This is a genomic window from Shewanella sp. ECSMB14102 (genome assembly GCF_000813075.1).
In the GTDB taxonomy this organism is placed as follows: Bacteria; Pseudomonadota; Gammaproteobacteria; order Enterobacterales; family Shewanellaceae; genus Shewanella; species Shewanella indica.
The window spans coordinates 91788-104240 of sequence record NZ_JWGX01000019.1 but is presented as its reverse complement, the minus strand read 5'-3'; the positions used below and the strand labels follow the sequence as shown (position 1 = coordinate 104240).

General features: G+C 58.3%; 9 protein-coding genes and 1 riboswitch. Of the genes, 1 reads left to right on the top strand and 8 read right to left on the bottom strand.

All coding sequences use genetic code 11. From position 1 onward, the window contains the following. Nucleotides 1-402: 402 nt before the first annotated feature. From cobO to RC73_RS08105, 8 genes are all read right to left on the bottom strand, one after another. Complete coding sequence (gene cobO, locus RC73_RS08140) at nucleotides 403-1017, bottom strand: cob(I)yrinic acid a,c-diamide adenosyltransferase (protein WP_025011252.1); 615 nt, start codon at nucleotides 1015-1017, stop codon at nucleotides 403-405. Next, nucleotides 1007-2659, bottom strand: a complete 1653-nt coding sequence (locus RC73_RS08135; protein ID WP_082014278.1) for a cobyric acid synthase — start codon at nucleotides 2657-2659, stop codon at nucleotides 1007-1009. The genes cobO and RC73_RS08135 overlap by 11 nt, the downstream gene beginning before the upstream one ends. Nucleotides 2660-2733: 74 nt before the next feature. Then, nucleotides 2734-3330 (bottom strand): bifunctional adenosylcobinamide kinase/adenosylcobinamide-phosphate guanylyltransferase, encoded by a 597-nt coding sequence (gene cobU / locus RC73_RS08130; RefSeq protein WP_052248076.1) that lies wholly within the window; start codon nucleotides 3328-3330, stop codon nucleotides 2734-2736. Next, the gene (locus tag RC73_RS08125) at nucleotides 3327-4103 is read right to left on the bottom strand and encodes an adenosylcobinamide-GDP ribazoletransferase (protein WP_039034162.1); all 777 of its coding nucleotides are present in this window, start codon (nucleotides 4101-4103) and stop codon (nucleotides 3327-3329) included. The genes cobU and RC73_RS08125 overlap by 4 nt, the downstream gene beginning before the upstream one ends. Beyond that, on the bottom strand, nucleotides 4103-5167 hold the full coding sequence (gene cobT / locus RC73_RS08120; protein ID WP_039034161.1) for a nicotinate-nucleotide--dimethylbenzimidazole phosphoribosyltransferase: 1065 nt from the start codon (nucleotides 5165-5167) through the stop codon (nucleotides 4103-4105). The genes RC73_RS08125 and cobT overlap by 1 nt, the downstream gene beginning before the upstream one ends. Before the next feature lie 17 nt (nucleotides 5168-5184). After that, the gene (locus RC73_RS08115) at nucleotides 5185-6255 is read right to left on the bottom strand and encodes a FecCD family ABC transporter permease (RefSeq protein ID WP_093982376.1); all 1071 of its coding nucleotides are present in this window, start codon (nucleotides 6253-6255) and stop codon (nucleotides 5185-5187) included. Then, the gene (locus RC73_RS08110) at nucleotides 6252-7193 is read right to left on the bottom strand and encodes an ABC transporter ATP-binding protein (RefSeq protein ID WP_082014275.1); all 942 of its coding nucleotides are present in this window, start codon (nucleotides 7191-7193) and stop codon (nucleotides 6252-6254) included. The genes RC73_RS08115 and RC73_RS08110 overlap by 4 nt, the downstream gene beginning before the upstream one ends. Nucleotides 7194-7292: 99 nt before the next feature. Then, a riboswitch (cobalamin riboswitch) is annotated at nucleotides 7293-7429 on the bottom strand. Nucleotides 7430-7497: 68 nt separating this feature from the next. Next, nucleotides 7498-8283, bottom strand: coding sequence for a histidine phosphatase family protein (locus tag RC73_RS08105; RefSeq protein WP_039034160.1), 786 nt, complete (start codon nucleotides 8281-8283; stop codon nucleotides 7498-7500). 243 nt (nucleotides 8284-8526) lie between these two features. Between RC73_RS08105 and metH the strand changes: the two genes are divergently transcribed. Further along, nucleotides 8527-12246: a methionine synthase gene (gene metH, locus RC73_RS08100; RefSeq protein ID WP_039034184.1), complete on the top strand. Its 3720-nt coding sequence runs from the start codon at nucleotides 8527-8529 to the stop codon at nucleotides 12244-12246. The last annotated feature ends 207 nt before the right edge of the window (nucleotides 12247-12453 follow it).

The following is a 12453-nucleotide window of genomic DNA, read 5'->3' as shown; positions in this document are numbered from 1 at the left end:
GCACAAAAAGTAAAGCACTGCAGTCTGATCGAGGGCTGACAAAGCCGACTAGTCACTTCAGCCCCTAAAACCAATGCACCCATTTCAAACTGTTTGCGGCTGTGGCTAAGCCGTCAAGGAGACTCTGCCCATGAGCATACAATGAGTATGTGATTGGGGGAGCCGACGCAGACAATAGCTCCACGGTCGCACAAAAAGTAAAGCACTGCAGTCTGATCGAGGGCTGACAAAGCCGACTAGTCACTTCAGCCCCTAAAACCAATGCACCCATTTCAAACTGTTTGCGGCTGTGGCTAAGCCGTCAAGGAAGCTCAGCCCATGAGCATACAATGAGTATGTGATTGGGTGAGCCGACGCAGACAATAACGCCACGGTCGCAAACAGGAAGAAATAGAAGAAATATCAGTAGTCGAAACCAGGCTGCGCTTTAACCCCCGCCTCAAACGCATGCTTCACGCTATTCACCTCACTGACAGTATCTGCCAATTCAATCAGTTGCCTGTGGCAGTTGCGGCCGGTGATGATCACATGCTGCATGGGGGGGCGATTTTGCAACGCATCTATCACCCGCTGCAGATCCAGATAGTGGTAGCTGACCATATAGGTGAGTTCATCGAGCAGCAGTATGTCTATGCTGGCATCCTGAAGCCATTTTTCGGCGGCCGCCCAGGCCTTTTCGGCGGCGGCGATATCCTTGGCTTTGTCCTGGGTGTCCCAGGTAAAGCCTGTGCCCATGACTTCGAACTTGACCCCGGCACCTTCCAGTAGCTTTCGCTCACCGCACTCCCAGGTGCCCTTGATAAACTGCACCACGGCGCCCTGCTTGCCATGACCGACCGCGCGGGCCAGAGTGCCAAAGCCGGAGGTGGACTTGCCCTTGCCGTTACCTGTCACGACCAGGAGTATGCCCTTCTCTTCGGTGGCGGCCGCGATTTTGGCATCCACCGCCGCTTTTACTTTCTGCTGCCGCTGTTTATGACGCTCTGCCTTGATATCGGTTTGATTATTATCGGTCACCCTGGCCTTCCTCTTTGAATATGTTGATTATTTTATTGAAATCCAGATGTTGCTCCAGCACATCGGCCAAACGATCCAGCTGTTGCTGGCGCTGCTGATTGATATCCACGGCATGGCCCTGTGGCGCCGTCATCCCGGCCCAGGCGAGCAGCAGCTCACAGGCCTCTGGGCTGTCAAACAGACCATGCAAATAACTGCCGAGAATTTGATTATCCTCAGACAGCAGGCCTTCGCTGCGGACTGCTGCGATTTGTGTAGGTACTGTGGTTTTTGCAGGCTCAGTGGCGCTGACGCGGTTGGCGTCACTGCCTCGCTCATTAAGCAACAATGGCTGCATGCATCTGTCCGGGATCCGCGACGCTCCGCAGTGGATCTCATAGCCGGAGACTGACGCCGATGATTGCCCAAGCCTCAGGCTACCGCTGACATTGAGCAGCTGTTTTTCGACTTGCAGCTCGGTAGTGAGCGGCAGGTAGCCCAGCCCTTGGCTGGTACCGGGCAAGTCTTCCAGCCCCAAGGGGTCGGCAATGCTCTGCCCCAGCATCTGAAAGCCGCCGCAGATACCGATAAGCTTGCCGCCATAGCGCAGATGGCGGGCTATGCCCTTATCCCAGCCCTGTTGGCGGATAAAAGCCAGGTCGGCGCGCACATTCTTGCTGCCGGGCAACAGCAGGAGATCCAGCCCTGGAAGTTCACCCTGATGGGTCGGCCCTATATAACAAAACTCGATATCCGGATGCAGCCGCAGCGGGTCAAAGTCGGTATGGTTGCTGATCCTGGGGTACACCAAGACGCCGACTCGCAGTCGCGTCCCAGTTCTTTCAGATTGAGTTGTTTCAGATTGAGTTGCTTCAGATTGAGCTCGTGCTGATTGAGCTGTTGTCGGCTGCTCGGTAGTTCCCCCCTGAGACTGAGCAGTTGTTTGCACCAGTGCATCTTCGGCGTCCAGATGCAGGGCATCGAGGTAGGGCAATACGCCCAATACCGGCTTGCCGGTGTGAGCCTCGAGCCAATCCAGCCCGGACTGCAGCAATGAGATATCACCGCGAAAACGATTGATCACAAAGCCTTTTACCCGCGCCTGCTCACTCTCGGACAGCAGGGCCAAGGTACCGACCAGGTGGGCAAATACCCCGCCCTTGTCAATATCGGCGATGAGGATCACCGGGCAGTCCACAGCTTCGGCAAAGCCCATATTGGCAATATCGCCCTGGCGCAAATTGATTTCGGCCGGGCTACCGGCGCCTTCTACCAGCAGCCAGTCAAACTCCTGCTGCACCCTGTGCCAGGATACCAACACCGCCTGCATGGCAGCGGCTTTATAGTCACGACTCTCGGGGCCGAAAAAGGCGGCCGCTTCCAGGCTGGTCAGCGCCTTGCCCTGAATAATCACCTGCGCCTTGGTATCCGAGCTGGGTTTCAGCAATACCGGGTTGAAGTCGATTCTCGGCTCAAGACCGGCGGCCACCGCCTGCAGCGCCTGGGCCCGGCCAATTTCACCCCCATCCAGGGTGACGGCGCTGTTAAGCGCCATATTTTGCGGCTTGAAGGGCGCCACTCGCTGACCATGACGATGAAACACACGACTGAGTCCGGCCACTAAGGTGCTCTTACCGGCATCCGAAGTGGTGCCCTGCACCATAAGGCTGCGGCCAGGCCGGGCCAGAGCCGACAATTCAGCTTTAAGTTCTGCGCCATTATGGGGTACTGGATTACTCATACCTTACCCCGCTGATCCGGGCTTGTACCCGAAACGCTCAAGCCCAGGGAGCCACTGCTATCAGAGCTCACAGGCTTTAACGCCAGCGGTAAACCTGCGACCACCAGAGTGACTCTGTCGGCCTTGGCGGCCAGCGCCTGATTGAGCCAACCGGCCTCATCGACAAAACGCCGACTCAGCTCCCCAAGCGGCACTATGCCGGAGCCGACTTCGTTGCTCACCAGCAGCAGATCGCCGTCAAACCCGGCTACCGCATGCAGCAAGGCCGCGCGTTCGCAAGCCATATCGGCACCTAAGCAGAGCTGATTACTGAGCCAAAGCGTCAGGCAGTCTACCAATACCGGCGCTCCAGAGCCTGAGCGCTGCACAAGCGCCTTGGTCAAATCGAGCGGCACCTCGGCCAACTGCCATTCGAGGCTGCCGCCTTGGCGTTCAGTTTGATGGTGGGTGATACGCCGGGCCATCTCCTCATCGGCGGCCTCGGCTGTTGCCAGATACCAGGGGCGGACATTGGCCGGGCACAAGTCGGCCAGTTGCCGCTCGGCGTAACCACTCTTGCCGCTACGGGCACCGCCCAGAATAAGATGGATCATGCCGGGCTGCCCCCCAAGGCCAGCAACAGCATATAAACCGCCAGCTCACTCACCTGCTGCGCCGCCCCTAGGGTATCACCTGTGTAACCGCCAATCTGGCGCCGGAACCAGAACACTAGGGCCCAACGCAGCAACAACATGGTCGGCAGCAGCCAGAACAGCAGCGTGGTGGACAGCAGTGCCGTCAGCACAATTCCAGTCAGCAGCAAAATACCCAGCTCATTGAACCCCTGCTGCTGCGCCAAAGGTTTGCTCTTGCCCTCGTCGCGAACATAGGTTTCGCTAAAGATAATGCTGGCCGCCGTCACCCGGCTGACACAGTGCGCCAATACCAGGGCCAGCGCCGCCTGGTTGATGTCGTAAAGTGCCAACTCCAGCAGTAACTGGTACTTGAGCAGCAACACCAACACCAATGCCAAGGCGCCATAGCTGCCAAGGCGGCTGTCTTTCATGATTTTCAGTTTGTCTTCTACCCGCCAACCGCCGCCGAAACCATCGGCGGTGTCGGCCAGGCCATCTTCATGAAAACCGCCGGTAACCAGCACACTGCTAATCATCGCCAGCACTATGGCGATGGAGCTTGGCAATATGCCGGCGGCCAGCAGTAACACCAAGGCGGAGATCAAACCCACCACCACGCCCACCAGGCCAAAGTAGCGGCTGGCCTTGTTGAGGCTGTCGCTGTCCACCGTCAGGGCGCTGGGTACAGGAATACGGGTGAAAAAACCTATTGCGATCAAAAATAGCCGCAGCTGCCCGAGCCAGAATCCCATCAGAGCACCTCTTGGGTAGCAGGCTCTACCACCTTGTCGACCCCGGCTTCACCAAAGCTGGCCATCTGGTTGTAGAAGTTGGCCGCCGCCTGCACCAAAGGCAGCGCCAGCGCCGCGCCCGAGCCTTCGCCCAACCTGAGCCCAAGCCTGAGCAAGGGCTTGGCGGACATGGCCTCGAGCAGCAACTTGTGGCCGCGCTCTTCAGACTCATGGGCAAAAATAAGATAATCCCTCACCCCCGGCGCCAAACGCACAGCCGCCAGCGCCGCTGTCGACGCGATAAAACCGTCCACCAGCACGGGCACGCCAAATTCGGCCGCCGCCAACATGGCCCCTGTCATCTGCACTATTTCAAAGCCTCCGAGGCAGGCGAGGATACTGAGTGGCTCGGTCAGCTCGCAGTGGTGCAGCAGCAGTGCCTGCTCTATCAGCAGGCATTTGCGCTTAAGCGTCGCGGCATCTATGCCGGTGCCGCGGCCAACACATTCACTCACAGGCAAGCCTGTCAGAGCAGCCATCACGGCGGCGGCAGAAGAGGTGTTGCCTATTCCCATCTCCCCCAGCGCCAGCAGGTTGCTGCCGGCATCGATATGGCGTTTTACCAAGGTGCGCGCCATGGCAAACCCTTGACGCACAGCGCCCAGAGTCATAGCGGCGCGTTTGTGGATAGGCCCGGTACCGGCGCCCAGACGCTGCTCTGTAACCTCGGGGATCCCCAAGGGGCTGAGAATGCCGCAGTCAATCACCTCCAGCTCGAAGCCGGTCTGGCGACAAAACACATTGATGGCGGCGCCGCCGGCAACAAAGTTAAGCACCATTTGGGTGGTCACCTCGCTGGGAGCAATCGACACCCCGGCCGCGGCAATACCATGGTCGGCGGCAAACACCAGCATCACGGGGCGGCGGATGACTAACTCATCAGTGGCGGAACCGAGCTGAATGCGCCCCAACTGCAGCGCCAAAGCCTCCAGCTCACCCAAAGCGCCCAGGGGTTTGGTCTTGTTGTCTATGCGGGCCTGAATCGCGTCATCCAGCGCGTGATTGATTGCTGCAACCTGGTACATCCTTCCCTCTCTTATCGTTATTGGCCGCGTTTACGCAGCACCATCAGGAAAAACAGACTGCCGATGGCCGAGGTGATCACCCCCACCGGCAGCTCTTGGGTGGGCAGTATGCTGCGAGCCAGCACATCGACCCAAACCATAAACAGGCCGCCCGCCAGTGCCGTCAGCACCATGGGATGCTGCCCCGGCAGCAACAACCTGACAATATGAGGCACCATCAGCCCCACAAAACCTATCCCGCCGCAGTGGGCCACCAGAGTGGCGGTAATAAGCGAGCATAACAGCAGCATGGAAACCCTGAGCCTTTGCACCCTGATCCCCAGAGTGTGAGCGGTTTCATCACCGGCAAGCATCGCCAGCACCTGGCGCTTGAAGGCCAGGATCACCAGCAAGGCCGCCAGCACCACCAGAGTGGGCAGTCCAAGCCCATCCCAACTGGCACGGGCAAAACTGCCCAGACTCCAAAACAGCAAGGAGGTGGTGGCCTGCGGGGTGGAAAAATACAAGATCAAACTGGTGAGGGCGCTGAACATAAAGGAGATGGCGACCCCGGAGAGCAACATTCTCTCTATCTGGTTGCCGATATTCCTGCCCGCGAGCAGCAGTACCATGAGCACAGCCAAACTGGCACCGATAAAGGCTCCCAGCGGCAGCGATATCCCGGAGATGGCCGAACTCAGCCCAAGGCCGGTCGCCAGGGCGACCGAGACCACCGCGCCGAAGCTGGCGCCCGAGCTGATACCGAACAGGTAAGGATCGGCCAACGGGTTGCGGGTCACCGCCTGCAATACATAACCCGACAATGCCAGACCGCTGCCGGCGATAAAGGCCAGCAAGATACGCGGCAGGCGCAGATCCCAGACGATACGCTCGCTGATGGCAGAAGGCTCACCCACGCCCAGCAGGTGTTTGCCAATCACTCTTGCCACATCGAAGAGGCTGATATCGGCGGCGCCAAAACCGGCGGCGGCCAAGGGTGTCAACACAGTGCCGAGCAGCAACAGCAGCCAGCACCAGTAAAGTCTGGGCAAGGGCCTGAGAAACCAGCCGATAAGCGAGCGCCCCGGTGCGGCCACGGAAGCATTCATGCGCCACCTCCCACCGAGCGTGGGCGCCGGTCAGTTTCCTTGTGAGCAACACAGGTTTCGGCCGAGGCAGGCCCTGCCATTGGCTCGACTATCGCAGCGCCTTGAACCTCGCCACTGGCGAGCGCCGCCGAGCTTACAGCCTTGCCGTGACCAGGCTCTGGCGACTGATAGCCGTAAAAGTAGTGGATCAGCGGCCTTCCCAACTGCGGATGCTTTCCCACCTGGCAGCAAACACCGAAGACACCGGCAATTCTGTCTTCGGTCAATACGCTCTGGGGCGAGCCGTGGGCAATACGGCGGCCGTTATCCAGCAGCAAGAGTTCGTCACACAGGGCCGAGGCCAAATTGAGATCGTGAATCGAGGCGATCACCGTGACCCCCAGGCTGCGCACCAGCTCGAGGATCTGGATCTGATAGCGGATATCCAGATGATTGGTGGGCTCGTCCAGGATCAAAAGCTTGGGGCGCTGCACTATGGCGCGGGCAATCAAGGCCCTTTGCTTCTCTCCGCCGGAAAGCTGCGCGAAAGGCTCTGCGGCCTTGTGCTGCAACCCGACCTGCGCCAATGCCGCCTGCACCTGGGCCTTGTCGGCCGCCGATGGCATATCAAACAAACCCTTGTGGGGAGTCAGTCCCATGGCCACTAATTGAGTCAGATCCAGTGCCAACTGGGCCGGGGTATCCTGCAGCACCACAGCCACCTCTTTGGCGAAGGCTTTGGCTGACAAGCTATGGATATCCTGACCAAACAGCTGGATCTGGCCGCTATCCGGGCGGATATAACGATAGAGGCAGCGCAGCAGGCTCGACTTACCGGCACCATTGGGGCCTATGAGCCCGAGCATCTTGCCACTTGGCAGCTCAAAACCCACATCGGCCAATACGCTGTGACCACCGGGAAGCCAGCTAAGCTGTTGCACCTTGAGTGCCAGGCTCATAACCGCCCCCCGACATTGAGCCTGTGACCAGCAGAAGGCTCAGGCTGCAGTGGAAGAATCATCTATTCGCTCCCCCGGTTTACCCGCCCGGGTTTCTGGTTTGATTTATCAGCCTGGGCAGGTCTCCTGACTCGTCGCCAAAGGCGACTCACAGTTGCGGGCACAGTCCGGGCTTTCCCGGTTCCCTGGGTTGGTTCACCTGCAAAGGCGCCAACACCCTGGCTGCTGCCGCACTTGGCGGCCATTTGGGGTTATTATCCCGGTTTTATCGCCCGGCACAATTGCCCGGCGCAATAGCGCAGCACTATTGCGGCCAGTGGAGCTTGCAGAAACACTGCCATTCCTGGTCATTTTCACCGCTGGCATCACCGCTGGCATCACGGCTGGCATAGAGGGTTATTCTGACCCAGGCCGCATAAGGTAGCTCCAAGGCGTTGAACACTGCCGCAGGCGGCATCTGCCCCGGCAGCAAAATCTCGGCCAGCAGCAGCCGGATAACCCCGCTGTGAGTCAAGATCAGTGCCGCATCGGCGCTTGCTGAAGAACCAGAGCCTTTTGAACCAGAGCCTTTTGAACCAGAGTCTCTTGAATCAGAGCTTTCGGAACAACTAACCTCTCTCGCAAGCCAGCGCTGCACCATAGTCTGCCAGCCATCCAACACCCGGCTACGAAAGGCTGGCAGCGATTCCCCGCCCGGCGGAGTATTGGCCACTGGGTCACGCCAGAAGGCTTCGGCCGCCTCGCTATGCTGCTGATAGACACTCGCCACCTTCATGCCGTCCCAGTCACCGAAGTCCAGCTCCCAGAGCCAGTCATGCTGCTGCAGCGGCGCCGGGAAATAGTCGGGCATATCGGCCTTGAGCTCGGCGGCAAAGGCCTGGCAACGCAGGGCCGGAGAACTCAGCAGCGCCAGGCGTTCGGGCGCACTCGGCAACTGCTCCAGCTCACTACTGATAGCCCGCCAGCTACGCCACATCTGCGCTTTGCCCTCATCGCTCAGGGCCACATCACTGCGGCCGCGGATAATCTCGCCGCCTTCACATTCACCGTGCCGCAGCAGATAGATATTCAGTTGCCTATGTTCAGCCACACACCTCTCCCGTCAGAGTCCCGGTGGTTACCGGGCCAATTTAACCTTGCCGCAGGCCGCCGGAATCCGTATATTATGGACGTCTATACGTATAAATGTCCAAAATAACTTTCCGCGCCCACACACGCCTTTGGCTATCATGCCAGATAGTGTCCCGGGCGTCAGGTCGGCAGAGATGATGTCGCGGATGCCAAACATCCGCGAATGTAAAACAGCAATAAGACAGGTATGAAAGGTAACCCTATGGCGACTTCCCAGCACTCCCCAAGCCAGACAGAGTTCAAGCTCAAACAGACCCTCAAAGAGCGGATCCTGATTTTAGATGGCGCCATGGGCACCATGATCCAGGACTACAAGCTGGAAGAAGCCGATTACCGCGGCGAGCGCTTCAAAGATTGGCATTGCGATGTCAAAGGCAACAATGATCTGCTGGTACTGACCCAGAGCGAGATCATCAAGACCATTCACAGGGAATACCTGCTGGCCGGTGCCGACATCATAGAAACCAACACCTTCAACGCCACCACCATTGCCATGGCCGACTATGAGATGCAGAGCCTGGCGGCGGAGATCAATTACCAAGGCGCCAGAATCGCCCGCGAAGTGGCCGATGAAGTGGCCGCCGCCAGCGGTATTCCCCGCTATGTGGCCGGGGTGCTCGGCCCCACCAACCGCACCTGCTCCATCAGCCCGGATGTGAATGACCCCGGCTTTCGCAACATACATTTCGACGATCTTGTGTTGGCCTACAGCGAATCCACCGAGGCGCTGATCGCCGGTGGCGCCGACATCATCCTGGTGGAAACCATCTTCGATACTCTCAATGCCAAGGCGGCGTTGTTTGCCATCGAAAATGTGTTCGAGAAACTGGACCAAAAGTTGCCGGTGATGATTTCCGGCACCATTACCGATGCCTCGGGCCGCACCCTGACAGGGCAAACCACAGAGGCCTTTTACCATTCTCTCAGACATATCAAGCCGCTGAGTATAGGCCTCAACTGCGCCCTGGGCCCGAAAGAACTGCGGCCCTATGTCGAGGAGCTTTCCCGTATCAGCGAGTGCTTTGTCTCGGCGCACCCCAATGCCGGCCTGCCCAATGAATTCGGCGGCTATGACGAGACTCCGGCAGAGATGGCAAGCGTGATAGGCCCCTGGGCCGAAGAGGGGCTGCTCAATATTGTCGGCGGCTGCTGCGGCACCACGCCTGCGCATATCAAGGCGATTTCTGAAGCTGTTAGCCTTCATGCACCAAGGCCGCTGCCTGAGCTGCCGGTAGCATGTCGCCTCTCCGGACTGGAACCCCTGACCATAGATGCAAACAGCCTGTTTGTGAATGTGGGCGAGCGCACCAATGTCACCGGCTCGGCCCGGTTTCTCAAGTTAATCAAAGAAGGCCAGTACGAAACCGCGCTGGAGGTGGCCCGTGACCAGGTAGAAAACGGCGCCCAGATCATAGATATCAACATGGATGAGGGTATGCTCGACGGGGTCGAGATGATGCAGAAATTCCTCAACCTTATCGCCTCAGAGCCGGATATCAGCAAGGTGCCTGTGATGATCGACTCCTCCAAGTGGGAGGTGATTGAGGCCGGGCTCAAGTGCATTCAGGGCAAGGGAATAGTCAACTCCATCTCCCTCAAAGAGGGCGAGGCCAAGTTTATTGAACAGGCCAAACTGGTGAAGCGCTACGGCGCCGCCGCCATCATCATGGCCTTCGACGAACAGGGCCAGGCCGACACTCGGGAGCGCAAAACCGAGATCTGTACCCGCGCCTACCGGGTGCTGGTGGATAAGGTGGGCTTCCCGCCGGAAGATATTATCTTCGACCCCAATATCTTCGCCATCGCCACCGGCATAGAGGAGCACGATAACTATGCGGTGGACTTTATCGGCGCCATTGCAGATATCAAGGCCAACCTGCCCCATGCGATGATTTCCGGCGGGGTGTCCAACGTTTCTTTCTCCTTCCGCGGCAACAACCCGGTGCGGGAAGCCATTCATGCCGTGTTCCTCTATCACGCCATCAAGGCGGGGATGGATATGGGCATAGTCAACGCCGGTCAGTTGGCCATCTATGATGATATCGACCCTGAGCTGAAGCAGAAGGTAGAGGCCGTGGTGCTCAACCTGCCCTGCCCGGTTGCCGACTCCAGTAACACAGAGCAGCTGCTCGAAGTCGCCGAGAAGTATCGAGGTGGCCCGGGCGGCGCAGGCAAGAAAGAAGATCTCGAATGGCGCAAGTTGCCGGTCAACAAACGCCTGGAACACGCGTTGGTGAAAGGGATCACCGAGTACATAGACGCCGACACCGAAGAAGCGCGCCTGCAGGCCAAGCGGCCGCTGGATGTGATTGAAGGCCCGCTGATGGACGGCATGAACGTGGTGGGCGATCTCTTTGGCGCCGGTAAGATGTTTTTGCCGCAAGTGGTCAAGTCCGCCCGGGTGATGAAAAAGGCGGTCGCCTATCTCAATCCCTATATCGAAGCCGAAAAAGTCGAAGGCCAGAGCAACGGCAAGGTGCTGATGGTCACGGTCAAGGGCGATGTTCACGACATAGGCAAGAACATAGTCGGGGTGGTGCTGGCCTGTAATGGCTATGAAGTGATAGATCTGGGTGTCATGGTTCCGGTGGAGAAAATCATCGAAGTTGCCAAGGCCGAGAAGGTCGACATCATAGGCATGTCCGGGCTCATTACCCCGAGCCTGGATGAGATGGTGCACAACGTTAAAACCTTCGAGCGCGAAGGTCTGACCCTGCCGGCGATTATCGGTGGTGCCACCTGCTCCAAGATCCATACCGCAGTAAAGATAGCGCCCCATTACCCCCACGGCGCCATCTATATCGCCGATGCCTCGCGCGCCGTGCCTATGGTCAGCAAGCTCATCAACAATGAAACCCGCCAGGCCACCATAGACGAAACCTACCGCGAATATGAAATGATGCGCCAAAAGCGCCTGTCGCAGACCAAGCGCAAACAGATAGTGCCTTTGCAGGTAGCACGGGATAACCGCTGCAGCCACGACTGGGCCAACTACCAAGCGGTGAAGCCCAACACCCCGGGGATCCAGGTGTTTGACGACTATCCGCTGGAGGACTTACTCGAGCGCATCGACTGGACGCCGTTTTTCCGCGCCTGGGAATTGCACGGTCATTTCCCGCAGATCCTGGATGATGAAGTCGTCGGTACTGAGGCCCGTAAAGTCTATGCCGACGGCAAGGCGATGCTGGAGCAAATCATCCAAGAGAAGTGGCTCACCGCCAAGGGGGTTATCGGCCTCTTTCCCGCCAACAGCGTCAACTTCGATGATATAGAGATCTACACAGATGACTCTCGCAGCCAAGTGTTGCTGACCACCCATCATCTACGGATGCAGCTGGAGCGGGTGGGCAACCACAACTTCTGTCTCTCTGACTTTGTTGCTCCCAAAGAGAGCGGCGTGGCCGACTATATGGGTGGATTTGCGGTCACCGCCGGCCATGGCATCGACGCCCATATTGCCCGTTTTGAGGCGGCCCACGATGACTACAGCGCCATCATGCTCAAGTGTCTGGCCGACCGCCTGGCCGAAGCCTTCGCCGAGCGGATGCACGAGCGGGTGCGGAAGGAGTTCTGGGGTTATGCCAGAGAAGAAAACCTGGATAACGAGGCGCTTATTCGTGAAAAGTACAAGGGCATACGCCCGGCTCCCGGCTACCCTGCCTGCCCGGACCACACGGAAAAAGGCCTGCTTTGGCAGCTTCTTAAGCCAGACGAGTGTATCGACCTCAAGATCACCGAAAGCTTTGCCATGTACCCCACGGCGGCGGTCAGCGGCTGGTACTTTGCGCACCCGCAATCACGCTATTTTGGGGTGAGCAACATAGGCCGAGATCAGGTGGAAGACTACGCCCGCCGCAAAGGGATGACAGTGGCCGAAGCCGAGAAGTGGCTGGCCCCGGTGTTGGATTATGATCCTGAGTAAAAGAAGCTCTTAAGCGAACAACTGAGCTGTTCAGGGGCTCTCGCCTTTTCTCATCAGAGCCCCTGATTGCTGCCCATTGTTCCTCTTTAAAACAAGCGCTTCCCAAAATCCGTTATTGTCTCCAATCACAGCCCTCTGGGCTTTCGCCCTGAGGGCTGGTGTAAAGGCCGCGAAAACATCAGCATCTATATCAGCGGTGTTGGATAT

Bases quoted from the DNA above. Each gene is read 5' to 3' on its own strand.
- RC73_RS08135 (WP_082014278.1), bottom strand. From the start codon at position 2,659: ATGGTGCAGGGCACCACTTCGGATGCCGGTAAGAGCACCTTAGTGGCC.
- cobU (WP_052248076.1), bottom strand. From the start codon at position 3,330: ATGATCCATCTTATTCTGGGCGGTGCCCGTAGCGGCAAGAGTGGTTAC.
- RC73_RS08125 (WP_039034162.1), bottom strand. From the start codon at position 4,103: ATGGGATTCTGGCTCGGGCAGCTGCGGCTATTTTTGATCGCAATAGGT.
- cobT (WP_039034161.1), bottom strand. From the start codon at position 5,167: ATGTACCAGGTTGCAGCAATCAATCACGCGCTGGATGACGCGATTCAG.
- RC73_RS08115 (WP_093982376.1), bottom strand. From the start codon at position 6,255: ATGAATGCTTCCGTGGCCGCACCGGGGCGCTCGCTTATCGGCTGGTTT.
- RC73_RS08110 (WP_082014275.1), bottom strand. From the start codon at position 7,193: ATGAGCCTGGCACTCAAGGTGCAACAGCTTAGCTGGCTTCCCGGTGGT.
- metH (WP_039034184.1), top strand. From the start codon at position 8,527: ATGGCGACTTCCCAGCACTCCCCAAGCCAGACAGAGTTCAAGCTCAAA.